The following is a 25,695-nucleotide window of genomic DNA, read 5'->3' on the forward strand; positions in this document are numbered from 1 at the left end:
GGGCGGGACGCTAGTGGGCGTGGCGGTAGGGCTGCGGCTCGGGCAGGCCGGCGCGGGCACGCACCCGCCGGCCGAGGCGCTCGATGGAGGTCAGCGCCGCGGCGACGTCGTCCGCCCGCACGGTGAAGGGCATGCTGTGGATGGTCTCGCTCTCCACGGTGGCGGCCCGCGCCACGGCCCGGATCTCCTCGGTGTCCTCCGCGCGCAGCCCGATCTCCGTGAGGGTGGTCGGCAGCCCGACCCGGGTGGTGAACTCGATGAAGTCCACGATCTCCGAGCTCGGGGCGCCCTCCAGCACGAGCTGGGTGATGGAGCCGATGTTGACCTTCTGCCCGTGGGCCAGGCCGTGGGTCTGCGGCGCCGCGGTCAGTCCGTTGTGGACGGCGTGGGCCGCCGCCAGTCCGCCGGACTCGAAGCCGAGCCCGGAGAGCAGGGTGTTGGCCTCGATGACCTTCTCCAGTGCCGGGGTCACGACGTGGTCCCGGGCGGCGTCCATCGCCACGAGGGCGTTGTCCCACAGGACGTCCCAGCTCAGCCGGGCCAGGGCGGTGCCCGTGAGGGTGGCCGTGCCCCCGGCCATGGTCAGCGACCCCGAGGCGGCGGTGGCCCTGGCCTCCAGCCAGGTGGCCAGGGCGTCGCCGACGCCCGCCGCCAGGAAGGTCGCCGGCGCGTTGGCCACCAGCTGGGAGTCGACGAGGACGAGGTCGGGGTTGCGGGGGAAGAAGCGGTACTCCTCGAAGACGCCCTCGTCGGTGTAGACGACCGCCAGCGCCGAGGTCGGCGCGTCGGTGGAGGCGACGGTGGGGACGCTGACCCACCGGATCCCGGCGAGGAACCCCGAGGCCTTGACCGCGTCGATGGTGCTGCCGCCGCCCACGGCCACGGCCACGTCGGCCCCCGCCGCGCGGATGACCGCCGTGAGCCGGTCGATCTCCCCGGCCGAGGGGATGCCGTTGAAGGCCTCGCGCGTGGTCGCCATGCCGGCCCGCGCCAGGGACGCCTCCACGTCGTGGCCCACGAACCCCCAGACGACGTCGTCGGCCACCACCAGGGGTGTCTGCCCGACGGCGGCGAGATACTCTCCCAGGCAGGCGATGGCGCCCGGTCCCTGGACGTAGCGTCCTGGGCTGATGACGGAGCGGACGGGAGCGTCCATGGCCTTCTCCTTCGACGACGGGGCCGGCAGGTCGTTCCCCCCGCCGTCCGGGATGATCTCCCGGGTGCCCGCCAGCATAGGAACGTCCCCGCGGCCGGCACCAGGGACGTTCTCGCCGGCTGAGAAACCGGGGACGCGTCGCCGTCGCCTCCCGCCGTCCGGGCCGGGCCGCGCCCCGGTCCTCACCGCGTGGTCATCACCCGGTAGTGCTCCTCCACCTGCTTCCTGGGCAGCTCCTTGGTGTAGACCGCCACCTTGCCGACGGCCCCGTCGAAGAACGACCTCAGGTCCCGGGTGCCGACGCGGAACGGCGCGCTGCCGCGCCGGGGCACGACGACCGTGCCGTCGTGCTCCAGGTCGTCCTGGTCCATGCGCTGCCCGTTGCGGTAGATCTTCGTGTAGCCGTTCGGATAGTTCCCGCCCTTGTCCTTGGCGTTGATGACGAGCACGTAGTGGATCCACTCCCCCCTGCGCACCGGCACCTGGAAGTAGGACCCCGGCCCCTCCCCTCCGGAGGGGTTGAACGCGTAGCCGGAGATGCGGTTCGGCCGGTTCTCGGAGTTGCTCTTCGAGTACATCCGCGCGACGTACTCGTGGTTCCTCGGCGCGCCCTTGCCCATCCAGTGCACGTACCCCGAACCCTCCTGGGACCGGAAGTCCAGCGCGTCGGGGCGCATCCACGCCTCGACGGTGAGCACGCCGCGCGTGCCCGCGCTGACGGCGGCGGCATCGGGCACCTGGAGGTACTGACCGGTGCCGTCGAAGTCCGCGGCCGTGTCGCCGTTGGGCAGGGTCGCCCGCTTCGGCTTGCCGTGGTAGCTGCCGTGGAGCCTGCCCACCAGGTCCTTCTCCGTGCCCGCACCGGGGCTGCGCATGGCCCAGTACGCGGCGGGTCCGTCCTTCCGGACGGTGTCGTCGTAGGAGAGCGGGCGGGCCGCGGTCCGCAGGACGTCCCCGGGATCGTCCCGGGCGGCCGACGGCGGAAGCCCTGCGATGCCCAGCGCCAGCGCGAGCAGCAGCGTCAGCACGCCCTGCACCGGCGTGCTCCACCGTCCCCGCGCGCGAACAGTGCTCATGTCGAGACCTCGATGTGGTGTCGGACGGGACCGCCCGCACCGGTTGCTCCCGTGGTGCGCGTCCCGCTCACTGCGGTGCCGGCCGTGCGGCCGCACCGGACGTCGTCGCGACACCTCCTCCCCACCAGGACCGATGCACTCCCGAGGACCGGTCCGGAGGAACATCCCTCGGCACCAGCGTGCGCCGCCGCGCCCGGGCGGTCAATGAGATCGCGCCGAACAGCACCCGAACGGTGACCATCTCCGTCGCCCGGTCCGGGGCCGGCCCTGACGTCTGCGAGCGCCGTGCCTCCCGCACCGGCCGAGCCGCCCCCGGAGCGGCCGCGCGGGTCAGCGGAACCGGGTGGGCCGCGTCATCGGCCCAGTCGCGCGCGGGCCTCGCTCGTGGCGGTGATCGGGATGCCGTCGGGCACCAGGAGGTTGACCACCGGCGGGTGCACGACGGCGGCCAGGGTCACCTCGGCGGTCCGCCCGTCCGGGCTCCCGGTGGGTGCGGCCAGGGCCAGGCCCGGCGTTCCCGCCCAGGCGCTGACGGTGTCGAGGTAGGCGGTCGCCGCCCCTGCCACGGCGTCGTCGTCCAGGACCGTGACGGGCGGGGCGCCGCCCGTCCCCGGCTCCAGCGCCACGAACGTGTCGGCCGCGGCGAGCGCGGCGTTGTCGGCCAGCACCTGCAGCTTGCGCTCCCCCACGTAGACCGCGGTGACCCCCATGACCACGACCGTGAGCAGGAGCAGCACGACCGCGAAGCCGATGACCAGGATCGTCACCTGCCCGTCGTCCCGGTCCTCGCCCCGGGCGTGGTCCCGGTTCTGGTCCCGGCTCCCGTCCCGGCGCGGGCCGGGTCCGGCGGTCCGCCCGCTCATCCGTAGCGGCCGATCACGACCGTGGCCGAGGACGTCAGCACGGCCACGTCCAGGTCGGTGAACCCGGGCACCAGCGGCAGCGGGACCTCCAGGGTGGCGTGCACCGTGGCCACCGCACCGGGCTCCGCGCACGCCCCGTCGGAGCACTCGAGGCGGAGCGCCAGCCGGTCGGGGGCGAAGCCCTGGTCCGCGGCCGCCAGCCGCGCCGCCGCGGTCAGCCCGGTGTCCGAGAGCGCACCGGGCTCGGCCCGGGCCAGCACCTGGGACGCCTGCTGCGCGGCGGCCACCACTCCGAAGGCCCCGGCCTGGACCTGGGCCACCGCGAGCACGAAGTAGACCACGGGGACGAGCAGCAGCGTGCCCAGCGCCACGAACTCCACGACCGCGCTGCCCTCGTCACCGCCCGCAGTCCTCCCGAGCACATCGGGCGGCCCGGCCGCACGGGCCGCCGTGGTCGAGGCGGTCGATGCCGTCGATGCCGCTGCTCCGCTGGAGGCAGGAGCTTCAATCCCCGAGGACGGCATGGCCGCGCACCTCCAGGGAGTCGGGCGGACCGAACAGCGCCACCACGGGCAGGGGCGAGACCACCGTGATCTCCAGGGTCCGCAGCTCGCCCACCGCCGCGGTGGTCGCGACGACGTCCTGGGCGTACCGGGGGCCGAGGGCGCCGGAGACGATCCGGCGGGTCCGCTCGACCCCGTCCTCGGGCGACCGGTCGGCCAGGGTGCCGTACCGGGCGCCCGCCGCGGCGGCGTCGATCAGCGTGTTGCGCACGTGCAGGGCCAGGGCCAGTTGCAGCGTGGCGGCGAAGATCATCGCCACGAGGCCGGCCACCATGACGTACTCGACCACCGCACTGCCCCGGTCCGTCCCCGGGGGCCCGGCGCCCGGCCGGGCGCGCTCCTCGTCCATCCTCAGTTCTGGCTCACGCGCGCCATCGCGTCCTGGAAGAGCCCCTCCAGGGCCGGCTGCGCCACCAGCAGCAGACCGGCCACGAGCACCGCGGACATCAGGGTCAGCATCACCCAGCCGGGGACGTCCCCGCGGTCCGGATCATCGGCGGCGAGCCGCTCGCGCAGCGCGGCGAGGGTCAGGGTGAGGACGCCGAGCAGGGCGGCGAACCGGTGGAGGTGTGTCATGGGGTGTGTCCTTTCCTGGAGGGCTGCCGGTTCCCGGCCGCCCGGATGAGAGGTCAGAAGCCGAGCTCCAGCACGGCGATCCCGGGGAACACGGCGAACACGACCGTCAGCGGCAGCACGCAGAACACGAGGGGCACCATCATGGCGATCTCCTTGCGCCCGGCGGCCTCCATCAGCTCGCGCTTGTCGTTGTCCCGCACGTCCTGGGCCTGGGCCCGCAGCACGTCCGCCAGGGGCGTGCCGCGCTCGATGGCCACGACGATGCCGTCCACGAACCGCCCGATGGGCGCCACCGGGGTGCGCGCGGAGAAGTCCTGGAGGGCGTGCACGAGTCCGGCGCCGGACCGCGTCTGTGCGAGCACCGCGCGGAACTCCGCGGTGAGCTCTCCCTCCGCGACCCGGCACACCCGCTCGAGCGAACCCACCGCGCTCTCCCCCGCGCCCACCGACAGCGCCATCAGCTCGGCGACGGCGGGGAACTCGGCCAGCATCCGGGCCTCGCGGAGCCGGATCCGCCGGCTCAGCAGGTGCCCGCGCAGCAGGTGCCCGGCGGCCGTGGCCGCGCCCACGGCCAGCAGCACCCCGCCGGGACCCGTGCCCCAGCGCGCCTCGGCGGCCACGCCGAGCAGGACGCCGAGCAGCAGGCCCCCCGTCGCGCACAGGAGCTGCTCGGCGCGGAAGTCCGCCGCCGTGGTGCTGACGCCCGCCCGGACCAGGCGTCCCTCCAGGGCCGCCGACGGGGCGGCGTGCCGGAACACGCGGTGGGCCAGCCCGCGCACGACCGGGTCCAGCCCCGCTGCGGCCCGGCCGGGTGTCCGGGCGGAGCGGCGCCCGGGGCGGGCGAGCAGCGCCGACTCGACCTCCACTGAGCGCAGCTGCGGGGCGATCCGGGTCGCGAAGGACGGCCGGCCGGTGACCCGGGCGCCGGTGAGCACCAGCCACAGCCCGGCGGCGTGCACCAGGCCGAGGAGCACCAGCAGGGCGGGGGTAGCACTCACCGCAGCACCCGCTCGGGCTCGGGCAGGGCGCCGATCCGCAGCATGAGGCGGTAGGCGATCGTGGAGACGAGCAGCCCGCCGATCAGCACCAGGGCGCCGGCCGGGGTGTCGTAGGCCCGGATCGCGGCGGGCTGGGTGGCCATCAGCGCCAGCACGATCCACGGTGCGGCCACCGCCAGCCGGGCGGCGTTGACCGTCCAGGACTGCCGGGCCTCCAGCTCTCCGCGGGTGCGGGTGTTCTCCCGCAGGAACTCGGACAGCGTGCCGAGCAGCCGGCCGAGGTCGGTCCCGCCCACCTCCCGGGTCACCCGCAGGGCCTCGACGATGTTGTCGGCCACGGGGTCGGCCAGCCGGTCCTTGAGCAGGGTGAGCGCGCCCTGCAGCTGCCCCGAGGCGCGGTAGTCGGCGGCGAACCGGGCGAAGGCCGGGCGCACCGGCTCGGGTCCGCGGTACTGCAGCTGGATCAGCGCCTCGGGCAGGGACATCCCGGCCCGGATCGCCGAGCGCAGGTGGTCGACCACGTCGGGCCACACCTCGCGCAGGGCGGCCGCCCGGTGCCGGGCCCGGTGCTGGACCACCGCCAGGGGAACCCAACCGCCCAGGACGGCGGCGCACAGGCCGAGCACCGCCGCGCCGGTGACCGCGGCGACGAGCAGTCCGCTCAGCGTCCCGGCCGCGGCGCAGGCGGCCAGCACTCCCGCCGGACCGACCCGGGCCAGGTCCGCGCGCAGCAGCAGCTCTCGCAGCCGGCCGGGCCGGCGCGGGCCGGCCGCGCGCGGCGCCTCCTCGGCCCAGCAGGACCACCAGAGCAGGAACACGCCCGCCCCCAGCAGCACGCCCAGCGCCGCGCTCACCGCGCTGCTCCGACCGGGCCGTCGTCCGCCAGCAGCTCGCTCACCCGGTGTCCGGCCCGCTCGAACTTCCACGCCGCCGGCGCCTCGGCGGCCACTGCCAGCAGGGCGCCGTCCGTCTCGGCGAAGACCGGGTACGTCTCGATCACGCCGTTCTCGACCCGGTTGCCGATCGCGAGGATCTCGCTCACCCGGCGGCGGCCGTGCCGGTCCCGGTGGCAGTGCACCACGAGGTCGAAGCACGAGGCCACCGTGGGCACCACGAACCCGGAGCTGATGTTCTCCCCCGCCAGCAGCGGCAGGGTGCAGATCTTGGTCACGGCGTCCCGGGCGGAGTTGGCGTGCAGGCTGCACATCCCCGGGAGTCCGCTGTTGAGCGCGATGAGCATGTCCAGGCTCTCCGCCTCCCGGACCTCCCCGACCACGAGCCGGTCCGGGCGCATCCGCAGCGCCTCCTTGACGAGCCGGCGCAGGGGGATCTCGCCCGTGCCCTCGAGATTGGGCTGACGGCACTGCATCCCCACGACGTCGCGCAGCGGGACCTGCAGCTCGAAGATCTCCTCGACCGTCACCACCCGCTCCCGGGGGCCGATCGAGGCGCACAGACAGTTCAGCAGCGTGGTCTTGCCCGCCTGCGTGGCGCCGGAGACGAGGATGTTGAGCCCGCTGGCCACGGCCGCGTCGAGGAAGCGCGCGGCGCGCGGCGGCAGCGCACCCAGCTCCACGAGGTCGTCCAGGCGCCGGGCCCGGGCCACGAACTTGCGGATGTTCACGGCCCAGTGCCGGCGCGTCACGTCCGGGATCACCACGTGCAGCCGGGACCCGTCCGGCAGCGCCGCGTCCACGAACGGGGAGGACAGGTCCAGGCGACGGCCCGAGGACTTGAGCATCCGCTCCACCAGGTTGCGGATCTGGGCCTCGGTCAGCACGAGGCTCGTCAGCTCGGACTCCCCGCCGCGGGCGGCGTAGACCTCCGCGGGGCCGTTGATCCAGATCTCCTCGATCCGCGGGTCGTCGAGCAGCGGCTGCAACGGGCCGAACCCGGCGACCAGGTCCAGCAGCACCCGCCGGGCGGCGTCCAGGTCCGCGAGGGCCGGCAGCACCCCGCGCGCCGAGCGCTGGTCGTAGTCGCGCACCGCGGCGTCCACCAGCTCCCGGGTCCGCTCCAGCTCGAGCACCGGGTCCAGGCCGCGGCGCCGGATGAGCTCGCGCACCTCGGCCTCGACCAGCCCGAGCGCGTCCTCGGAGAGCAGTGCCGTCATCCGTCCCCCTGCGCGTTCCCCGGCGCGGGATCCGCGCCGGCGGCGCTCCCCCCGGAGCGCATGCACAGGAACATAGGCCGATCCGATGTCGTCCCCACAACCCCCGTCCGGGCTCCTGTGGACAGCCGTCGCTGACCTGCGACGTTGTTCCCGTCCGGAAACACATGAAGTGTCACAGGATGCGGGCGCATGGAAACAGGTCGGCGGGGGCCACGTCCCGAAAGGGCGTGCAGGCCGGGCCGCCGGGCCGTAGGGTGGCGGGCGAACACGCTCCCCCCCGGGCGTCCGCGTCACGGCACCACCCGTGCCGCACGCACTGCCCCCGATCGCAAGGACCGCCGTGACCCACGTGACCACCGAGCAGGGCGGAACACGCCCCGACGTCGCCGCTCGTCTCCGGGCGCTGCTCCGCGCGGGCGTCCCCTTCGCCGGGAACCTGCTCACGAGCGCGGCCGGAGCGGCCCTCGGCCGGCACCTGGTGGACCCGTCGCCGGTCCCGAGGGCAGCCGTGCCCCGGGACTGGCCGCCCGTCTTCGCGCACCGGGGCGGCGCCGAGGTCGCCCCGGAGAACACCCTCGAGGCGTTCCGGGCCGCCGCCGCCCTCGGGGACGTGGTGCTGGAGCTCGACGTGCAGGCCTCCGCCGACGGCACGGCCGTGCTGATGCACGACCTCACGGTGGACCGCACGACGGACGGGACCGGCGCCGTCGCGCTGATGTCCGCCGCGGAGCTCCAGCGCCTGGACGCCGGGCACGCGTTCACCCTCGACGGCGGGACCTTCCCGTGGCGGGGGCGCGGGGTGCACGTCCCGACGCTCGCGGAGGTCTACGAGGCGTTCCCCGAGCACCGCGTGGCGATCGAGCTCAAGGGCAACCGTCCCGGCGCCGAGGAGATCGTCTGGCGGGCCGTCCGGGCGGCGGGTGCCCAGGAGCGCACGCTCGTCGCGACGAACCGCACCGCCTCGATCCGGCGGTTCCGCCAGGTCTCGGGCGGGGCGGTCCCCACGGCGGCCTCCCCCACGGAGTTCGCGGCCTTCCGGCTGCTGTGCCTGCTGGGCCGGCACCAGCACCACACGCTCCCGTTCCAGGGCCTGCAGCCGCCGGACTCGCTCCTGGGACTGCGCGTGCTCACGCCCGGACTCGTGCGCAGCGCCCAGCAGGCGGGTCTGCGGGTGGACGTCTGGACCATCGACCGGGAGGACGACATGCGCCGCCTGCTGGGGTGGGGGGTGGACGGCGTCATGACGGACCGGCCGGACCTGCTGTCCCGGGTGCTCCGGGAGGCCTGATCCGCGCCGGGACCGGTCAGGCCGCGGGGCGCGGCGCCGGGGAGGTCTCGGCGAAGTCCCGCACCGAGGCGCGCTGGGCGTGCTCCGGGGCCGGGGCCCAGGGCCGCTCCGCCTCGGCGACCGCGATGTGCCGGGCCAGCCGGGTCACGTTGACCTCCTGCTGGCGGTTGCGCAGCGCGGAGGTGGCCTGGGTGATCATGAAGATCACCACGAAGCCGTACAGGACGAGGTCGGTGCCGCGTCCGATCCCGAAGAAGTGGGCCACGCCCGTGAGCAGGTCGGGGAAGAAGATGGACAGCGCCGCGAAGACGAAGAAGGCCAGGCCCACCACGCGGCGGATCGCCTGGTGCTTCGCGTTGGCCCCGCCGCGGATCAGGGCGAGCGCGCCGTAGCCCACGGCCAGGACCAGCAGGATCTGGACGGCGTAGATCATCGGACGGCTCTTCCCTTCGACGGTGCGGACTGGGTGCGGACTACTTGACGAACAGCTCGGCGAGGATGTTCACGCCGTTGAGCAGCGACTGCCCCTTGGACTTCGAGTAGTCCGTGTAGATGATCTCGACCGGGTGCTCGACCCAGCGGGGCCGGATGTCGGCCAGCTGGTTGACGATCTCCGAGGCGTGCGCCATCCGGTTCTGGGTCAGCCGGATCCGGGACAGGGTGCCCCGGTCGATGGCGCGCAGCCCGTTGTGGGCGTCGGAGAGGTCCATGCCGGTGGACAGCTTCGAGAAGAACGCGGCGGTGCGCAGCACGACCCGCTTGAGCGGGGAGATCCGGGTGCGCCCGTCGAGGAAGCGGGAGCCGAGCACGACCTCGGCCTCGCCCGAGCGGATCCGCTCGACCATGTCCCACGCGTCGGTCACGCGGTGCTGGCCGTCGGAGTCGAAGGTGACCACGCAGTCCATCCCGGGGTCCTGCAGGGCGTACTCGAAACCGGTCTGCAGCGCCGCGCCCTGCCCGAGGTTGATGGGGTGCTGGACGACGACGGCGCCGGCCTCGGCGCAGATCCGGGCCGAGTCGTCGGAGGATCCGTCGTCGACGCAGACGACGTGCGGGAAGGTCTTCCGGAGCTCCTTCAGCACCTCTCCCACGACGGCCGCCTCGTTGTACACGGGCATGACGATCCACGAACGACTCACCCGGACATTCTCGCACAGCGCGCCGGACCCGCCAGTCAGGTCGGCGGCCGGACCCGGGCCGGCCGCTATGATCGACCCGACCCTTCCCCCCACCGTGAGGACAAGACCGTGCCCGCTGCCAGGCAGAGCCCCGCAGGACCGACGTGCTGACGGACTGGGGACCCCATCTGCCGGCGTTCCTGGTCCTGCTGGCGTTCCTGTGGCTGCCGGGGCTGGCGCTGCTGTGGGCCTTCGGGCAGCGCGGGGGCCGGATCCTGCTGACGGCACCGGTCTTCAGCGTCGCCGTCGTCGGGCTCACGGGCGTGGTCCTGGACCTGGCGGGCATCCCCTACGGCGCGCTCACCCAGGTGGCCGCCGCGGTGGTGCTGGCGGCGCTGGCGTGGCTGGTCGGCCGGCTCCTCCCCCGGGGCGGCCACGCGCCCGGCCCGCACGACGCCGGGGCGGACCCGGCCGGCCCGGCGGAGCGCTCCGGCGGCGCGGGCCGCCGGCTCTTCCCGGCGGGCGCGGCCGCCGGGCTCGCGATCGGGGCGGTGCTGCTGGTGCGCCGGATGGCGTCCGTGATCGGGCACCCGGAGGCGATGGCCCAGCGCTGGGACAACATCTTCCACCTCAACGCCATCCGCTACGTCGTCGAGACCGGCAACGGCTCGACCCTGACCCTGAACCGGATGGTCAGCCCGGAGAGCACCATCGCGCTGTACCCCGCGGCGTGGCACCAGCTGGCGTCCCTCGCGGTGCCCCTGGCCGGGGACAGCGTGCTCGTGGCCCACAACCTGACGCTGCTCGCGGTGGGCGGGCTCGTCTGGCCCGCCTCGTGCATCTTCCTGGTCCGATGCCTCGTCGGCCCGTCCCCCGTGGCGGCCGTGGTCGCCGGCACGGCCGCCGCCGGGTTCAGCGTCTTCCCGCTGGGCCTGATGGCCTGGGGGCCGCTCTTCCCCAACATCCTCGCCCTGGCGCTCGCCCCCGTGTCCCTCGGCCTGCTCGTGCGGCTGCTCGGCCCCGGGGTGAGCGCGGACCGGACGGCGCGCACCCCGGACGCGGCCGGCCGGGTCCGGCTGGCCGCCAGCCTGGTGGTCACCCTCGGCGCGCTGTTCGTCTCCCAGCCCAACGCGTTCCTCGCCCTGCTCGTGGTCGCGGTCCCCCTGGCGGCCACGGCGTGGTGGCTCGGGCTGCGGGCGGCCGCGGGCGCCCGGCGCCGAGGTCCCGCCCTCGGGCTCGCCGCGGTCGCGGTCGTCGTGGTCACCACGTGGCTGCTCCTGTGGAACGTCCTGACCACGGACCGCGCGTGGGACCCCTTCACGTCCTTCGGCCGGGGCGTGGGCGAGGCCGTCATGTTCACGGCGAACGGCCGCGACGACGTCCCGTGGGTGCTCGTGGTGCTGACCGCGGCGGGGATCTACGCCGCGATCAGCCGCCGCCGGCTGCGCTGGCTCGTGCTGGGGCACCTGTCGCTCGTGCTCCTGTACGCGGTCTCCGCCGGCGGGGAGGAGGGCCCGTGGCGGGAGTGGCTGACCGGGGGCTGGTACGTGGACTCCTACCGTTTGGCGGCCACCCTCCCGCTGACCGCGGTACCCCTCGCCGCCCTCGGCGCCGCGCACGTGGTGGAGGGCCTGGCGGCCGGGGCCACGGCGCTCGCCTCGTTCGCCGGCCGGCCCCGGGCCGCCCGCACAGCCCTTCCCGTCGCGGCCGTCGTGGTGCTGGCGCTCGTGGTGCCCTACTCCCAGATCGGGTCCCTCACCCAGGCCACGCGGTGGGGCAAGCAGTACTACGCGTGGGAGGGCGCCGAGAGCGTGCTGACCCGGGACGAGTACGAGCTCCTGGAGGACCTCGACGAGCTCACGGACCCCGAGGACGTCATCGCCGTCAACCCGTGGAACGGCGGCTCCCTGGCGTTCGCGGTCGGTGAGCGGCCCGTCACCCAGTACCACGTGGGGACGCCCGGCCCGGAGGTGCGGGAGATCGTGACGGGCATCGACGCCGCCGTCCCCGGCAGTCCCGCGTGCGAGGCCGCGGAGGAGCTCGACGTCCGCTACGTCCTGGACTTCGGGACCCAGTTCATCATCCCGGACGAACCGTCCGCCCTCGCCTACACCGGGGTCAACGCCGTGGACCCGGCCGTGGACCTGAACCTGGTGCTGGTCGAGCGCAACGGGCAGGCCGCGCTCTACGAGATCGTCGGCTGCGACGGCGCCTGAGCCTGCCGCGGGATCCCCGTCCTGCGACGGACGACGGGCCGCCCGGTTCCTCGCGGAGCCGGGCGGCCCGTCGTCGTCCGCGGACCGCGGGCAGGGAGGGCAGTCAGCCGGCGTTCTCCGCGGCGCGGAACTGCTCGATCACCTCGTCGATGGGCCCGTCGCTGCGGACCCGGCCGTGCTCGATCCACACCCCGCGGTCGCAGACCTTGCGGACCACGTCGAAGTCGTGGCTGACGACCAGCAGCGTCTTGCCCTCCTCGGAGAGCTCCTTGACCCGGCCCAGGCTCTTGCGCTGGAAGGGCTCGTCGCCCACCGAGAGGATCTCGTCGATGATGAAGATGTCCGGGTCGGTGAACACCGCCACGGCGAAGGCCAGGCGCAGGTACATGCCGGACGAGTAGAACTTCACCTCGGTGTCGATGAACTGCTCGATCTCGGAGAACGCCACGATCTGGTCGAACTTCCGGTCGATGTCCTCCTTGGACATGCCGAGGATCGCGCCGTTGAGGTACACGTTGTCGCGGCCGGTGAGGTCGGGGTGGAAGCCGGCGCCGACCTCGATCAGCCCGGCCACGCGCCCGTTGACCGTGAGCGAGCCCCCGTCGGGGCTCATCACGCCGGAGACCAGCTTGAGGAACGTGGACTTCCCGGAGCCGTTGAGCCCCACGAGCGCCACGCTCTCGCCCGGCCGGATGCTGAGGCTGAGGTCCTCGAGGGCGCGGAAGCGGTTGGAGATGTCCTGGCGCCGCCCCCGGGCGAGCCACATCACCGTCTCCTTGAGGGATCGGGCGTGGCGGAGCGAGAACTCCTTGGCCAGGTGCTCGGCCACCACGGCGGGCTCGGCCGGCGGGGTGGTGCGGTCGGTGCTCATCGTCACAGCTCCTGCGCGAATCGGCCCTCGAGGCGACGGAACAGCAGGTCGCCCAGGAACATGACGACCGTGACCACCAGCAGCGCCACCGGCGTCCAGAGGGAGAACAGGTGGGGCGGCACCTCGTGGGCGCCGGGGGTGGTGGTCGGCAGCCAGAACGCCGCGTGCGAGAGCTCCACGGCCACGGTCAGGGGGTTCAGCATGAACCCGGCGAACCACACCGGGCCCAGGACGTCCCGGACCATCGTCCACGAGTAGAGCACCGGGGCGGACCACGTGCTGACCATGACGATCAGGTCCACGAAGTTCTCGGCGTCGCGGAAGAACACGTTCGCCGCGCCGAAGAGCATGCCCAGACCGGCCCCCAGCAGACCCACGATCAGCAGCGCCGCGGGCACGGCCAGCAGGGAGATCCACGTGGGCGACCAGCCCACGATGAGGGCGGCCAGGAGCATGACCACCAGCTGCGGCATGAGGTGCACGCCGGCGACCCACACGGACGCCACGGGGAACATCTGCCGGGGCAGGTAGATCTTCTTGATCAGGCTCGCGTTGGCCACGATCGAGCGCGCCGCGTTGCCGAAGGACTCCGAGAAGAAGTTGATCAGGATGATCCCGGAGAACAGGTACACGGCGTAGTTCTCCATCCCCCGCTCCAGGCCCAGGAAGATGCCCAGGGCCACGTAGAAGACGACGAACTGGATCCCCGGCTTGACGTAGGACCACAGCAGCCCGAGGACCGTGCCCCGGTAGCGGATCTGCAGCTCCTTGTCGACCAGCAGCTTCAGCAGGTAGCGCTGGCGGAACACCGCCGGCAGCCCCGTCCCGGGGGACGGCCTCCGGACGACCGTGGCAGCCGGCATCAGGCGCCGATCTCCGAGTGCTCGCGGAAGGTCGCCTCCCAGGCCGCCATGGAGGTGACCTCCGGCAGCGCGGCCCGGTAGCGGCGGGACAGCTCCGGCCAGCGCAGGGCCAGCTGGGCGTGCAGGCGCAGGGACTCCGCCATCAGGGCGCGGGCCTCCCGGGGCGAGCGCTTGTACCAGGTGTAGCCGGTGCCGTCCGAGGCGGAGACCAGGGCGCTGTCGTAGCGGGCCAGCCGCCACCACCGGGCGTCCTGGTAGGGCAGGTGCACCTGCGGGTGCTGCTCTGCCTGCTCCTGCGGGCGCACGGCGAGGTGGCGCACCACGGCGGTGGTCGCCGAGGTGAGCACCTTCAGCCCGTGCGGGGCGGAGAGCCGCCGGGTCCGCAGGGGCTTGGCCGACGCGACCGTGGGGTAGGCGTCCAGGTCCGCCTCGTAGACGGCGTCGGAGTGCTGGGTCATCATCCGGCGCACGTCGCGGATCCGCTGGGGCAGCAGCTCGTGCAGGGCCTCGGGCCCGGCCAGGACGTCCCGCAGGGCCAGGACCCGGGCCTCCTCCGCGAAGTACTGCATGGACAGCAGGTGCCGCAGGTCCTTGATCCCGTTGCGCCCGAGCACCTCGCCGCCGCGGTCGAACGGGGAGTGCAGCAGGGCGGCCACGAGCTGGTTGCGCTTGTGGAAGTACGCCTGCCAGCTGATGGTGTCGTCCTTGTCCGCCCAGGCCAGGTGCCACACGGCCACGCCGGGCAGGGACACGGTGCGGTAGCCGGCCGCCTTGGCCCGGATGCCGTACTCGACGTCGTCCCACTTGATGAACACGGGCAGCGCCAGGCCGATCTCGCGGACGACCTGCGTGGGGATCAGGCACATCCACCACGCGTTGTAGTCCACCTCGATGCGGCGGTGCATCCACGCGGTGCTGCGCAGGTTGCTGCGGCGGAAGTCGTGGCCGATCTCCACGCCCTCGCCCGCGGGGCCGTACTGGAAGCTGTACGGGTCCATGGCCTCGCCGAAGTTGTGGATCTTCGTCGGGTTGAGCAGGTCGATCATGTGCCCGCCGACCAGCGTGGGCCGCTTGCAGAAGTCGGCGAACACGCTGATCCGGCGCACGGCCTCGGGCTCGATCTCGACGTCGTCGTCCATGAGCAGCACGTAGGTGCTGTCGGCGCGCACGGCCTCGTACATGCCGCGGGCGAAGCCGCCGGCCCCGCCCAGGTTGCCCTGGTCGATGACGCGCAGCCGGTCGCCGAAGCGCTCCTGGACCTCGCTGAAACCCGGCTCGTCGACGACCTTCTGGTTGCCCTGGTCCACGATCACGACCTGCGCGACCTGCGGCAGGTGCTCCCGCTGCTCGTCCAGGCGGCGGGCGTTGGTGAGGCAGTAGGAGGGCTTGTTCATGGTCGTGATCTGGAGGGTCACGGACCCCTCCGTGGTGCCGGTGCCGTCGCCCAGCCACTGGGCGCCCAGGACCTCGAGCTCCTGGTCCGCCGCGGTGGCGTCGAACCAGTACCACCCGCCGTCGGCGAAGGCCTTCAGCGGCAGCACGACCTCGGTCAGCCGCTCGGCGCCGGAGACCTCGTGCACCGACACGGGCACGGACTCGCCGCGCGCGTTGGAGCTGTGCACGTTCACCGAGCCGCGGCCCGTGGTGCGCACGCGCAGCACGACCTCGCGCAGGTGGGTGTTGTGCCGCCAGTAGCTGGCCGGGAACGCGTTGAAGTACGTGGCGAAGGACACGGTGCTGCGGGCCGGCACGCGCACGGAGGTGCGGCCGAGGATCGCCACGCCGCTGGCGGCCCCGGCGTCGGAGGCCACGTTGACCACGATCTGGGGCCGCTGCTCCTTCGTGTCCTCCTGCTGGGCGGCGGTGCCCGTGTCCGCCCGGGAGTCCAGGTAGAGGGGCTGGGTCGGGAAACGGTCCTTGGCCGGGAAGACGAGCTCCTGCAGCACCCGGTAGGAGGTGCCCTCGGTGCCGGTCCGTTCGGTGTCCTGGGTCGTCGCGGTCACGCGTCCACTCCCCCGCTCTCGATGGTGGCCCCGCCGGTGAAGTGGGGCTTGAGCTTGTTGTCGACCATGGACAGCGCGGCCCCGATGGCCATGTGCATGTCCAGGTACTTGTAGGTGCCGAGGCGGCCGCCGAACAGGACCTTGTCCTCGCCGCGGGCGAGGTCGCGGTACTTGAGCAGCTTCTCGCGGTCCACCGAGGTGTTGACCGGGTAGTACGGCTCGTCGCCCTTCTCCGCGAAGCGGGAGAACTCGCGCATGATCACCGTGGCGTCCGTGGTGTAGTCCCGCTGCGGGTAGAAGTGGCGGAACTCCAGGATCCGGGTGAAGGGGACGTCGGGGTCCGGGTAGTTGATCACCGGGGCGCCCTGGAAGTCCTCGATCGGCAGGACCTCCTGCTCCAGGTCGATGGTCCGCCACGAGAGGTCGCCCTCGGCGTAGTCGAAGTACCGGTCCACGGGGCCCGTGTAGACGACCGGGACCTGCCCGGAGACGGCGGAGCGGGAGTAGTCGTGGCCCTCGTCGAAGAAGTCGGTGTCCAGCCGGACGTCGATCTTGGGGTGGTCCGCCATGCGCTCGAGCCACGCGGTGTAGCCGTCCACCGGCAGGCCCTCGTACTTGTCGTTGAAGTACCGGTTGTCGTAGGTGTAGCGCACGGGGAGCCGGTTGATGATCGAGGCGGGCAGGTCCTTGGGGTCCGTCTGCCACTGCTTGCCCGTGTAGTGCTTGATGAACGCCTCGTAGAGCGGCCGGCCGATGAGCTGGATGCCCTTGTCGTTGAGGTTCTGCGGGTCCGTCCCCGCGAGCTCCCCGGCCTGCTCCTGGATCAGCGCCCGGGCCTCGGCCGGCGAGTACGCCGCGCGGAAGAACTGGTTGATCGTGCCGAGGTTGATCGGCATGGGGAAGACCTCGTCGTGGTGCCGGGTGTAGACCCGGTGCACGTAGTCCGTGAAGTCGGTGAACCGGTTCACGTAGTCCCAGACCCGCTCGTTGGAGGTGTGGAACAGGTGGGCGCCGTAGCGGTGCACCTCGATCCCGGTCTGGGGCTCGTTCTCCGTGTAGGCGTTGCCACCGATGTGGTGCCGCCGGTCGATGATGGCCACGTCGAGGCCCAGCTCGTTGGCGGCCCTCTCGGCCACGGTCAGGCCGAACAGGCCGGACCCTACGACGACGAGATCTGCGTTCACGGGCTAACTCCTGGGGTTGGTGTCCTGGTGGGCCCGGCCGGCGTCCGGCCGGTGAGGGGGCGGCACGGGCGCGCCGGGCGTGCGCTGCGTACCAAAGTACCTGATCAGTCGGGGAAGCCCTGGAGCAGCCACTCGGCGGCGAGGCGACCGGAGGCCGCCAGGGAGGCGTTCTCGGCCGCCCATGCGGCCCGGCGGCGGCGCTCCCGGTCGTTGTCCTCGGCCAGCGCCGGGTCGAGCCGGCGGTCGAGGGCGGCGATCATGGCCTCGGCCACCGCGTCGGCGTCGTGGTCGACGGCCGCGCCCAGGCCGTTGTCCTGCACGAGCTCGGCCGCGACCCCCGCCCCCGCGTAGACGACCGGCGTCCCGCACGCGGCGGCGGCGTAGATCTTGGTGGGCTTGGTGAAGTCGTAGCCGATGCCCGGGAGCACCGCGCCCAGGGCGGCGACGGCCCCCCGGGTCCACTCCGCGGTCTCGGCGGCGGGACGCAGCCCCTCGAAGAGCACGCTCCCCGGGGCGAGCCGCTCGGCGATCTCCTGGACGCGGTCGATGTCGGAGCCCCTGCCGAAGAAGCGCAGGCGGGCGTCGGGGTGGGCCTCGAGGACGCGGGGCATGGCGCGGACGAAGACGTCGGCGCCCTGCCACTCGGACATCGACCCGGCGTAGACGAAGTAGGGGGCGCCGGGCTCGGCCACCGGTCCGTCGGGGCGGAAGACGTCGGTGTCGATGCCGTTCTCCGCCACGAGCACCTTCTCCCAGGCCACGCCGGTGACGGACTGCAGCTCGCGGCCCATGGCCTCGGACACGGTGAGCACGCCCGCGGCCCGCCGGGCCGCGAGGGTCTCCATGACGCGCATGGCCCGCTTCACCGGCGCGGAGACCTCCATCTTCTCGGCGGCGGTGGTCCAGATGTCGGGGGCGTACCAGACGTAGGGACGGCCCCGCAGGAGCGAGGAGACGAGCACGGCCATCCCCGTGGTGGGGGGCGGTTCGCTGACCACGAGGTCGGCCGGGGTGGCCAGCAGCCGGAAGAGGACGGGGACGTCGAAGCTGAGGTACTGGACGATCCCGCGCACGTAGTCGAACCGGTCGCGCAGGACGGGCCACCGGCGCACGTCGTAGGGCTCCGGCTCGATGACGGACCCGGCGGGCGGGCGCGTGGTGAGGACCGTGACCTCCGCCCCCGCCTCGGTCAGGCCACGGGCCAGGGCCCGCAGCCGGAAGGACGCGGCGGCCGGCTCGGGGGCGAAGATGCGGCTGACGATGACGATGCGGCGGGGAGTCACGGGACCACCTGTTCGGAGCTGCTCGACGGGAGGGGACGGAACGGACGGGGGCCGGGCACGACGACGGCGGGCACGGGCGCTCCAACTGTACTGGTCCTGCCCGGCCGTCCCGGGCGGGCGCGCCCCGGGGCCGCGGGGACCGGCCGGGCGGACCCGCTCACCGGACGGTGCGGCTGGTCCACGCCAGCACGCCCGGCCGGAAGAGCAGGACGAGGACGAGGACGGCCGGCACCGCCGTCGCGAGCCCGGGCCCCCACTGCCCCGACCGGAGCAGGGGGTAGGCGAGCACCAGGAGGAAGAGCTGGACCACGAGCGCGGCCGCGCGGGGCCACCGGAAGCCGCGCCAGAGGCCCCGGCCCACGCGCAGCAGCCACAGGGCGCCCCCGGCGAAGACCGCCGCGAGGAAGACCGTTCCGCCCACGGTCAGGGGCTCCTCGAACAGGAGGGACCAGACCAGCCGCAGGGCGGCCCCGGCGAGGACCAGGGCCTCGAGCAGCACCACGCCGGTCAGGACCGCGACCGCGCGGGGCCGGGCGTCCCGGGAGGGGGTGGGCATGGGGTTCTCCTTCCGGCCGGGCGGCGGGCCCCGGCGCTCCCCGCCACCCTAGTCCGCCCGCCGCCGGCGCGGCCCGCCGTGCGGATCGTGCGGCGGCCCGCCCCGGGCGTCCTGTGAGCAACGCCTCACCGACCCGGCTGTGACGCGCCACCCAAAGCCCTTGTCCGCACCCCTCCGGCGTGGGAAGGTAGACGTCAGTTCTTCACAAGGCCCGTGCGAATGGGCCTTTTCTCTTGTCCCGGACGCGGCCGCCGCAGGATCCTTCTGCCCTGCCCCGACGGGACCCACCCTTGAAAGGAGCGATCGCTGACCATGGATTGGCGTAGTCGCGCAGCATGCCTGGAGAAGGATCCCGAGCTGTTCTTCCCCGTGGGCAACACCGGACCTGCTCTCCTGCAGATCGAGGAGGCGAAGGCCGTGTGCCGCAGCTGCCCGGTGATGGACACCTGTCTGCAGTGGGCCCTCGAGTCCGGCCAGGACGCGGGCGTCTGGGGCGGGATGAGCGAGGACGAGCGCCGCGCCCTCAAGCGCCGCGCCGCCCGCGCCCGCCGCGCCTCCTGAGCGCTCCGCTCGCACCGAGGACCGGGAACCCTGCGGGGTCCCGGTCCTCGCCGCTTCCCGGGCCCTCGCCGGATCAGTCGTCGAGGCGGGCGCACACCGTCACCTCGGTGCCCCCGCCCTGCCGCGGTTCCCAGCGGATCCAGCCCCCGAGCTCGCCCGCCACGAGGGTGCGCACGATCTGCATCCCGAGCCCCTCGCCGCCGCCCGCCCTGCGGAAGGCGCCGACCCCGGACTCCTCGATGACCACGTCGCCCATCCCGGCGCCGTCGTCGCTCACCACCACCTCGAGCAGCTGACCGGCGCCGTCCTCGTCCTGCACCCTGGACGCCTCCAGGGTGACCGTGCCGGTCCGCCCGGCGAGGCCGTGCTCGACCGCGTTCGTGACGAGCTCGTTGATCACGAGCGCCAGTGGGGTGGCCAGGCGGGTCGGCAGCTCCCCGAACTCCCCGATGATCCGCGTGTGCACCGTCTGCTCGGGCGCGGCCACCTCCGCCGCGAGCCGGAACTGCCGGGCGATGAGCTCGTCGAAGTCCACGTTCTGCGTGAACCCCTGGGAGAGCGTCTCGTGCACCATCGCGATGGTCGCGACCCGGCGCATGGCCTGCTCCAGCCCGTGCCGCGCCTCGTCCGTGGTCATCCGCCGGGCCTGCAGGCGCAGCAGCGCGGAGACCGTCTGCAGGTTGTTCTTGACGCGGTGGTGGATCTCCCGCACGGTCGCGTCCTTCGAGACGAGCTCCAGGTCCCGGCGGCGCAGCTCGGTGACGTCCCGGCAGAGCAGCACCGCGCCGAGCCGTCCGGACCGGTCCCGCAGCGGGACGGAGCGGAAGTTCACGCTCACGCGCGCGCCCTCCACCTCGCTGCGCCACGCCGTCCGGCCGCTGAGCACGGGGGCGAGGGTCTCGTCCGAGTCCGCCCCCGGCACCAGCACGGGAGGCACGAGGTCCATGAGCCGCTCCCCGAGCAGCTCCCCGTCGATCCCCAGCCGGCGCAGCGCCGACTCCGCGTTGGGCGAGACGTAGGTCACGCGGTCCTCGGCGTCGAGCCGGATAGCGCCGTCCCCGACGCGCGGGGCGCCGCGGCGCGAGCCCGTCGGGGCGGAGAAGTCCGGCCACAGGCCCTCGTTGGCCATCCGCAGCAGCGCGTCGGCGGTCTCGCGGTAGACGATCTCCTGCCGGGAGACCACCTGACCCGGTGCCCGTCCGGCGTGCAGGGTCAGCAGGGCGAGCGTCCGCCCCTTGCGCACGAGCGGGACCACCTTGACCGGGCCGGAGGCACCGGCCCCCTCCCCCGACGGGCGCACCCGCTCGATCCGCCGGCCGACCCAGGCGGCCCGCAGGGGCCCGCTCAGCTCGTCGGGCAGCAGCTCGCCCACCATGTCCTTGTGGAAGACCGTGGGACCCGTCGCCGGCCGCACGTGGGCGAGCACCCGGAACGAGCTGCCGGGGGCCGGCATGCCTCGCCCGTTGCCGCTGCCCGCGGCCGGGATGTAGTCGGCCGGGAAGCTGAGGATCAGGTCGCCGAAGGCGAGGTCGGAGATGAGCTGCCAGTCCCCCACGAGCAGGTGGAGCCACTCGTAGTCCCCGGGCCCGAAGTCCTTGGTGTCCCTGAGCGGTTCCGTGAACGCCACGTCGCCTCCGGTGGTCGCAGGTGGGGAGGGGCCGGACGGCGCCCCCGCGATCAGCGCCGCAGCCAGGCCCCGATCCTGCCGCCCAGCCTAGTACCGCGCACAAGCGGGTCCTCGTCCGCCCCCGCCTCCCCGGGCTCGGCGAGCACCCGGCCGGCCAGCTCCCGGATCGCGGCCCGCACGGAGGATCCCGCCGCGGTCTCCGCGAGGACGGCCCCGGCCAGCAGCGCCTCGTCGCAGGTCTCCGGGTCCCACGGCACGAACAGCTCGACCGACGGGCCGGAGCCGAACCGCGCCCACGCCTCCCGGACCCCCAGCTCGGGTGAGCGTCCCGCCGCCGAGCAGCGCAGCTTGTTGACGGCGACGACGAGCCGGGCCCCGGGCGCGGCCGCGGCGACGTCCGGCAGCGCCTTCAGCAGCCTCGGCACGCCGATGGTGTCCGCGGCGCCCACGGCCACCACCACGTCGGCGCGCTCCAGGACCGTGAGGGCCGCCGCGTGCCGGCGGGGAGCCATGGTGTCGACGGTGAGCTCCTCGTCGGCCTCCAGCGCGAAGCCGCAGTCCACCACCGTGGTGCCGAACTCCTGCACCGAGCGCTCCAGCACCGCCGCCACGGCGCTCGAGCGCAGCTCCGGCCAGCGGTCCTGACGGGTCAGCCCCGTGAGCACCCGGACGGTGCGCCCGGCGACGGCCACGTCGGCGGCCGTCCGCCGCAGGTTCACCCCGTCCAGCCGCCCCTGGTCGGCGAGCCGGCACGCCTGGGCGAGACCCGCCGCCTCGTCCAGCATCCCGAGGGCCGCGGCCACCGAGGGTCCGTAGGTGTCCGCGTCGACGAGTGCGGTGTCCTGCCCCAGGAGCGCGAGCTCCGCGGCGAGGTTGACGGCCACCGTGGTCCGGCCCGGCGCTCCGGTGGGCCCCCACACCGCCACGATCCGCCCGGCGCCGCGGGGTGCCGGGGACTCGGCCCCGTCGCCGTCCTCCCCCTCCTGCGGGTGCCCGCCGGCCGCGGGGGCGGGCGCGCCGGGCACGGCGGCGGTTCCGTCGGCGCGGCCCGCCGCGACGACGTCGGCGTAGCCCACCCCGCTCGGTGCGCCCGACGCGGCGGCGACGGCCTCCTCGACGAGGCGGGCGGCGTCCTCGGGGGCCGCCCGCTCCGGGACGACCACGGCGCCGAGACCGGCGAGGCGGCGGTGGTCGTGGCCCTCCAGCACCAGCAGCGCCGCGCCGCCGAGCCGGATCTGCTCGAGCAGGCTCGCCGTGAGGTCCTCGGCGCCCTCCGCCACGAGGGCGGCCCGGCCGAGTCCGGCGCGCGCCGCGGCCAGCAGCTCCGTGAGGTCGAGGCATCGGCGGACCACCGTGACCGGTCCGTGCAGCCGTTCGATGCCGTCGACGAGGGGCCAGGTGGAGACCCCCAGGGCCATGACCGGGAGGACCATCACCGGCCGCCCGCGGGATTCCACACGAGCGTGACGCGGGCGTCGTTGCCGAGCGCGTCCACGAGCTCCTCCATCGGGTCCTCCTCGACCAGGACGTGCACCACGGTGCCGCGGCCCGCGCCGAGGGCGGTCTGCTCCGTCTGCACGCCGGCGATCTCGGCCGCCGGGAGCAGCAGGCGGGCCGGCTCGTGGCCGCGGCCGGAGGGCTTCTGGGCGGCGACCCAGACGTCCACGCGCGTTCCCGCCCCGGCGTCCTGGGGCAGCGGATGGTCCACCGGGACGGCGACCGGCTTGCGGTCCAGCCGGTCCGCGGTGCCCAGCGCGGACCCTGGCAGCAGCTGGCCCGCCGGGATCCGCTGCGTCGCGACCGTGCCCGGCCCCGGTGCCGCGTCCGCAGGGACGTAGAGGTCCGCCGCGTCCTGCAGCCGGACGTCGACGGCCACCAGGTCCTCCCCGGTCACGTCCTGGCCGACCTCGATGTCCCGGGCGGCCGCCAGGTAGGGGTCCGTGCGGTTCGTGGCGGTGACCACGGCGGTCACCCCGGCGACGGAGAGCAGCACGAGCAGCAGCCCGGTGAGCAGCCTCGGGTCCCGCCAGGTCGGTCTCCGGAACCGGGCCGACGGGGCGTCCGTGCCCCTGACCGTGCCGCTCATCGGCGACCGCCTCTCTCGTTGCCCGCACGGCCGTGGGGACCGTGCTCGTGGCCCACATTCTGCCCGCGGCCGTGGTGCCCCGGGAACCGGTCGGTGCACAACTGGGGACAGGAGGCGCGCCCCGGCCACCCGTGCCCGCCCGGGGCGGGCGGTGGCGACGCCGCATGTGGACGGGGAGCCGTTGCGCCTCTTCGGTGGCAGACTGGAACGGGAGAGCAACCACGAGCAAGGAGGCGGAGGATGGCGCAGCAGCGCTTCCTGACCTTGGCGGACGTCGCCGAGATCCTCAACATCTCGGCGACGCAGGCGAGGGCTCTCGTGCGCAGCGGGGAGCTGCCCGCCATCCAGGTGGGCGGCCGCGGCCAGTGGCGCGTCGAGACCGCCAAGCTGGAGGAGTACATCGCCCGCGGCTACGAGCGGACGGCGGAGGCGGTGCGCTCGGGCGCGCTCGACTGATCCACCGGGACGCCGCCGCCGACCGTCTCACCCCGCCGTGAGCGAGGAGACGCAGACCAGCGCGGGGAACGGCACGGCGCGCAGCGCGGTCACGCTGCCCCGTCTGCGGTAGTCGTCGTCGGGGTGCAGGGCCAGGTCGAAGAAGTCCGCGCCCACCTGGTCGACCGTCCCCTCGAGCTCGCCCAGCGGTCCACCGCCGGCGAGCCGGATCCGCACCCCGGCCCTGGCCCGGGCCAGGGCGCGCAGCGCGTGCCCCAGGCCGAGCCGCAGGGCCAGCGGGTCGTCACCGGGCGCCCACCCCCGGCCGAGGGACTCCCACCACAGGACGGCTCCCAGCGGCACCAGGTGCTCGGTGCCCCGGTCCTCGAGGACGACCCAGCCGGCGCCCACCGTGCGCACCCGGCCCTCGAGCGGGACGGCACCGGTGAGCAGGGCCCGAACGGGTTCGCCCTGCCGGAGGCGCAGCCGGTCGGTCAGGCGCACCCGGGAGTACTCCGCGCGGGCCTGCTCCGCCGCCTCCTCCTCCACGCCCTGCTGGTGCGCGGAGGCCAGCTGCGCCTCCAGGTCCGCGAACAGCTGCTCCCAGCGCACTGCAGGGCCTCCCCTTCCGGCTCCCGGGCCGTCCGGTCGCGCAGGGCCTCAACGTAGGCGTCCGCCCTGCCCTCGTCAAGGAACGTCATGTCCACCGCGGGCCGCTGAGACCTTTACACCGGCACCCAGGGGGTGCTAGCAATGCTTCACGACGTCAAACAGCAACAAATGCTGTCAAACGACGTTAAAACTCACTTTCCGGGAGACCAGATGATCGGCACGCCAGGATCCGCGAGCACCGCGTCCGCTCCGCTGTGGTCTGTGCTCCTGGTGCCCGCCCTGGGTGCGGCCACCGCGGCCTGCGGCGCAGCCCTGGCCGGTGCGGGCGGCGTCCGCACCGGCGGGGGCCCGGACACCGGGGCGCTGATCGGGCTCGCGGCGGCCGTGCTCGGCTGCGCCGTGGTGGCGGCCTGGATCCTGGCCACCGCCCTGGCGGTGCTCGCGGTGCTGGCAGGTCACCACCGCTGGGAGCGCCTGGCCGGGATCTGCGGGCGGTGCTCCCCCGCCCTGCTGCGCCGCGCGGCGGCCACGGCACTGGGGCTGCAGCTGCTCGCGGCCCCGGCGGCGGTCGCCGTCGATGCACCCTCCCCGTTCTGGGGCGCCGGGGCGTCCGCGCAGGAGCCGGCCCCCGCCGCGGAGGGGACGACGTCCGCCCCGGAGGAGACGACCCCCGCCCCGGAGGCACCGGGCCCGGCGCCCGCCCCCGGTGCCGGACCCCGACCCGGCCCCGACCGCGAGCCCGTCCCGGGCGGGGAGTCCGCCCCCGCGCCGTCGACGGATCCGGATCCCTGCTTCCCGCGGACCGGCCCCTCGGTGGCGGAGCGCACAGTGGACGGCGCCGTCACGGTCGTGCGCGGGGACACTCTGTGGTCCCTGGCCGCCGCCCACCTGGGCCCGGAGGCCTCCGACCAGCAGGTCGCCCGTGCATGGCCCCGCTGGTACGAGCTGAACCGGCCGGTGCTCCCGGACGGACCGCACCGGCTCCTGCCGGGTCAGCGGCTCGTCGTGCCCGGCGCCGGGGGGCCCTGACCCGCCCCGGCTCCGCGGCACCCCACCATCGACCCACCGCAGCACCGTTCCCAGGAGGCCCGTCATGAACGCACCCACCGCCGGTTCCGACCCCGTTGCCCGTCCGCTCGCGCCCGAGCGCGGACGCCCGGCGGCCGGGCCCTCCGCCCGCCGGGGGCGCCCGGCGCCGCCCACGGCCCCCGGCGGCTACACGTGGGGCGCCACGCGTGTGCTGGGCCACGACGCCGAGGACGAGCTGGGCCGGGTGACGGCCCTGGCCCGTTCCATCGGCCAGGCGGCCGTGGAGGTGCTGGGCGGGAGCCGGCCGGCGGCACAGCTGGGCCGCTGGACCACCCCGGAGATCGTGGAGCGCTTCCAGCAGCGCGCCGACATGCTCCGGCTGCTCCAGGAGCAGTTCGAGGGCAAGGCCGCGCTGCAGGAGCTGCACCGGAACCCCCACGTGCGCAGGTGCCGGGTCTGCCGGGTGGGCCGCGGGGTCTACGAGGTGGCCCTGGTGGTGGTGGAGCCGAGGCGCAGCCGGGCCGTGGCCATGCGGGTGGAGCGGCTGGGGCGGGGCTGGAGCGTGACGCAGCTCGAGGTCGGCTGACCCCGCCTCCCCGCCCCGGCGCGTTCGACCCC

At 74.3% G+C, this 25,695-nt stretch carries 27 protein-coding genes; 6 read left to right on the plus strand and 21 right to left on the minus strand.

Going from position 1 to position 25,695, the window contains the following annotated elements:
• Positions 1 to 10 precede the first annotated feature (10 nt).
• The 9 genes from ACZ2G1_RS05435 to ACZ2G1_RS05475 form a co-directional block, all read right to left on the minus strand.
• Positions 11 to 1,156 (minus strand): glycerol dehydrogenase, encoded by a 1,146-nt coding sequence (locus tag ACZ2G1_RS05435; protein WP_031283096.1) that lies wholly within the window; start codon positions 1,154 to 1,156, stop codon positions 11 to 13.
• Between the two features lie 182 nt (positions 1,157 to 1,338).
• Positions 1,339 to 2,232, minus strand: coding sequence for a LamG-like jellyroll fold domain-containing protein (locus ACZ2G1_RS05440; RefSeq protein WP_470377562.1), 894 nt, complete (start codon positions 2,230 to 2,232; stop codon positions 1,339 to 1,341).
• 353 nt (positions 2,233 to 2,585) lie between these two features.
• Positions 2,586 to 3,095 (minus strand): pilus assembly protein TadG-related protein, encoded by a 510-nt coding sequence (locus ACZ2G1_RS05445; RefSeq protein WP_017833654.1) that lies wholly within the window; start codon positions 3,093 to 3,095, stop codon positions 2,586 to 2,588.
• The gene (locus ACZ2G1_RS05450) at positions 3,092 to 3,517 is read right to left on the minus strand and encodes a hypothetical protein (protein WP_237740443.1); all 426 of its coding nucleotides are present in this window, start codon (positions 3,515 to 3,517) and stop codon (positions 3,092 to 3,094) included. Before ACZ2G1_RS05450 ends, ACZ2G1_RS05445 begins: the two co-directional genes overlap by 4 nt.
• A gap of 82 nt (positions 3,518 to 3,599) precedes the next feature.
• Positions 3,600 to 4,007, minus strand: coding sequence for a TadE/TadG family type IV pilus assembly protein (locus tag ACZ2G1_RS05455; protein WP_017833652.1), 408 nt, complete (start codon positions 4,005 to 4,007; stop codon positions 3,600 to 3,602).
• Between the two features lie 2 nt (positions 4,008 to 4,009).
• Complete coding sequence (locus ACZ2G1_RS05460) at positions 4,010 to 4,234, minus strand: hypothetical protein (protein WP_017833651.1); 225 nt, start codon at positions 4,232 to 4,234, stop codon at positions 4,010 to 4,012.
• A 53-nt stretch (positions 4,235 to 4,287) separates the two neighbouring features.
• Complete coding sequence (locus tag ACZ2G1_RS05465; protein WP_017833650.1) at positions 4,288 to 5,232, minus strand: type II secretion system F family protein; 945 nt, start codon at positions 5,230 to 5,232, stop codon at positions 4,288 to 4,290.
• Positions 5,229 to 6,086: a type II secretion system F family protein gene (locus ACZ2G1_RS05470; protein ID WP_272026219.1), complete on the minus strand. Its 858-nt coding sequence runs from the start codon at positions 6,084 to 6,086 to the stop codon at positions 5,229 to 5,231. The genes ACZ2G1_RS05465 and ACZ2G1_RS05470 overlap by 4 nt, the downstream gene beginning before the upstream one ends.
• Positions 6,083 to 7,345 (minus strand): CpaF family protein, encoded by a 1,263-nt coding sequence (locus tag ACZ2G1_RS05475; RefSeq protein ID WP_017833648.1) that lies wholly within the window; start codon positions 7,343 to 7,345, stop codon positions 6,083 to 6,085. The genes ACZ2G1_RS05470 and ACZ2G1_RS05475 overlap by 4 nt, the downstream gene beginning before the upstream one ends.
• 340 nt (positions 7,346 to 7,685) lie before the next feature.
• Here ACZ2G1_RS05475 and ACZ2G1_RS05480 point away from each other — a divergent pair, with 340 nt between their 5' ends.
• Entirely contained in the window at positions 7,686 to 8,633 is a 948-nt protein-coding gene (locus ACZ2G1_RS05480) for a glycerophosphodiester phosphodiesterase family protein (RefSeq protein ID WP_052132956.1), read from the plus strand.
• Between the two features lie 16 nt (positions 8,634 to 8,649).
• Here ACZ2G1_RS05480 and ACZ2G1_RS05485 read toward each other — a convergent pair whose 3' ends face one another.
• Together ACZ2G1_RS05485 and ACZ2G1_RS05490 are read right to left on the minus strand one after the other, a co-directional pair.
• A complete protein-coding gene (locus ACZ2G1_RS05485; RefSeq protein ID WP_017833646.1) occupies positions 8,650 to 9,066 on the minus strand; it encodes a DUF2304 domain-containing protein in 417 nt (138 codons plus the stop codon).
• A 40-nt stretch (positions 9,067 to 9,106) separates the two neighbouring features.
• A complete protein-coding gene (locus ACZ2G1_RS05490; RefSeq protein WP_229588149.1) occupies positions 9,107 to 9,772 on the minus strand; it encodes a glycosyltransferase family 2 protein in 666 nt (221 codons plus the stop codon).
• Between the two features lie 143 nt (positions 9,773 to 9,915).
• Between ACZ2G1_RS05490 and ACZ2G1_RS05495 the strand changes: the two genes are divergently transcribed.
• On the plus strand, positions 9,916 to 11,967 hold the full coding sequence (locus tag ACZ2G1_RS05495) for a DUF6541 family protein (protein WP_470377563.1): 2,052 nt from the start codon (positions 9,916 to 9,918) through the stop codon (positions 11,965 to 11,967).
• A gap of 103 nt (positions 11,968 to 12,070) precedes the next feature.
• On the opposite strand, the gene ACZ2G1_RS05500 is transcribed toward ACZ2G1_RS05495, so the two are convergent.
• The 6 genes from ACZ2G1_RS05500 to ACZ2G1_RS05525 form a co-directional block, all read right to left on the minus strand.
• On the minus strand, positions 12,071 to 12,838 hold the full coding sequence (locus ACZ2G1_RS05500; protein ID WP_051063783.1) for an ABC transporter ATP-binding protein: 768 nt from the start codon (positions 12,836 to 12,838) through the stop codon (positions 12,071 to 12,073).
• A 2-nt stretch (positions 12,839 to 12,840) separates the two neighbouring features.
• Positions 12,841 to 13,701 (minus strand): ABC transporter permease, encoded by an 861-nt coding sequence (locus ACZ2G1_RS05505; RefSeq protein WP_017833641.1) that lies wholly within the window; start codon positions 13,699 to 13,701, stop codon positions 12,841 to 12,843.
• On the minus strand, positions 13,701 to 15,704 hold the full coding sequence (locus tag ACZ2G1_RS05510) for a glycosyltransferase (RefSeq protein ID WP_017833640.1): 2,004 nt from the start codon (positions 15,702 to 15,704) through the stop codon (positions 13,701 to 13,703). The genes ACZ2G1_RS05505 and ACZ2G1_RS05510 overlap by 1 nt, the downstream gene beginning before the upstream one ends.
• Entirely contained in the window at positions 15,701 to 16,888 is a 1,188-nt protein-coding gene (gene glf / locus ACZ2G1_RS05515) for a UDP-galactopyranose mutase (protein ID WP_017833639.1), read from the minus strand. The genes ACZ2G1_RS05510 and glf overlap by 4 nt, the downstream gene beginning before the upstream one ends.
• Before the next feature lie 104 nt (positions 16,889 to 16,992).
• Complete coding sequence (locus ACZ2G1_RS05520) at positions 16,993 to 18,171, minus strand: glycosyltransferase family 4 protein (protein WP_017833638.1); 1,179 nt, start codon at positions 18,169 to 18,171, stop codon at positions 16,993 to 16,995.
• A 157-nt stretch (positions 18,172 to 18,328) separates the two neighbouring features.
• A complete protein-coding gene (locus ACZ2G1_RS05525; RefSeq protein WP_017833637.1) occupies positions 18,329 to 18,727 on the minus strand; it encodes a hypothetical protein in 399 nt (132 codons plus the stop codon).
• A gap of 312 nt (positions 18,728 to 19,039) precedes the next feature.
• Here ACZ2G1_RS05525 and ACZ2G1_RS05530 point away from each other — a divergent pair, with 312 nt between their 5' ends.
• Entirely contained in the window at positions 19,040 to 19,288 is a 249-nt protein-coding gene (locus ACZ2G1_RS05530; protein ID WP_017833636.1) for a WhiB family transcriptional regulator, read from the plus strand.
• A 73-nt stretch (positions 19,289 to 19,361) separates the two neighbouring features.
• Here ACZ2G1_RS05530 and ACZ2G1_RS05535 read toward each other — a convergent pair whose 3' ends face one another.
• From ACZ2G1_RS05535 to ACZ2G1_RS05545, 3 genes are all read right to left on the minus strand, one after another.
• The gene (locus ACZ2G1_RS05535) at positions 19,362 to 20,915 is read right to left on the minus strand and encodes a sensor histidine kinase (protein WP_017833635.1); all 1,554 of its coding nucleotides are present in this window, start codon (positions 20,913 to 20,915) and stop codon (positions 19,362 to 19,364) included.
• Between the two features lie 50 nt (positions 20,916 to 20,965).
• Complete coding sequence (locus ACZ2G1_RS05540; RefSeq protein WP_470377716.1) at positions 20,966 to 22,123, minus strand: AAA family ATPase; 1,158 nt, start codon at positions 22,121 to 22,123, stop codon at positions 20,966 to 20,968.
• Positions 22,124 to 22,347: 224 nt separating this feature from the next.
• A complete protein-coding gene (locus tag ACZ2G1_RS05545; protein WP_017833633.1) occupies positions 22,348 to 23,001 on the minus strand; it encodes an SAF domain-containing protein in 654 nt (217 codons plus the stop codon).
• A 240-nt stretch (positions 23,002 to 23,241) separates the two neighbouring features.
• Between ACZ2G1_RS05545 and ACZ2G1_RS05550 the strand changes: the two genes are divergently transcribed.
• Positions 23,242 to 23,457: a helix-turn-helix domain-containing protein gene (locus ACZ2G1_RS05550; RefSeq protein WP_017833632.1), complete on the plus strand. Its 216-nt coding sequence runs from the start codon at positions 23,242 to 23,244 to the stop codon at positions 23,455 to 23,457.
• A gap of 27 nt (positions 23,458 to 23,484) precedes the next feature.
• Here the strand turns inward: ACZ2G1_RS05550 and ACZ2G1_RS05555 are convergent, their stop codons facing one another.
• The gene (locus tag ACZ2G1_RS05555) at positions 23,485 to 24,048 is read right to left on the minus strand and encodes a hypothetical protein (RefSeq protein WP_017833631.1); all 564 of its coding nucleotides are present in this window, start codon (positions 24,046 to 24,048) and stop codon (positions 23,485 to 23,487) included.
• 210 nt (positions 24,049 to 24,258) lie between these two features.
• On the opposite strand from ACZ2G1_RS05555, the gene ACZ2G1_RS05560 reads away from it, so the two are divergent.
• Positions 24,259 to 25,077 carry a LysM peptidoglycan-binding domain-containing protein gene (locus ACZ2G1_RS05560; protein WP_470377564.1) on the plus strand — a complete coding sequence of 273 codons (819 nt, stop codon included), beginning with the start codon at positions 24,259 to 24,261 and terminating at the stop codon, positions 25,075 to 25,077.
• A gap of 64 nt (positions 25,078 to 25,141) precedes the next feature.
• Entirely contained in the window at positions 25,142 to 25,663 is a 522-nt protein-coding gene (locus ACZ2G1_RS05565; RefSeq protein ID WP_017833629.1) for an Rv3235 family protein, read from the plus strand.
• Positions 25,664 to 25,695 lie beyond the last annotated feature (32 nt).

The organism is Kocuria sp. KKT182 (assembly GCF_055635395.1).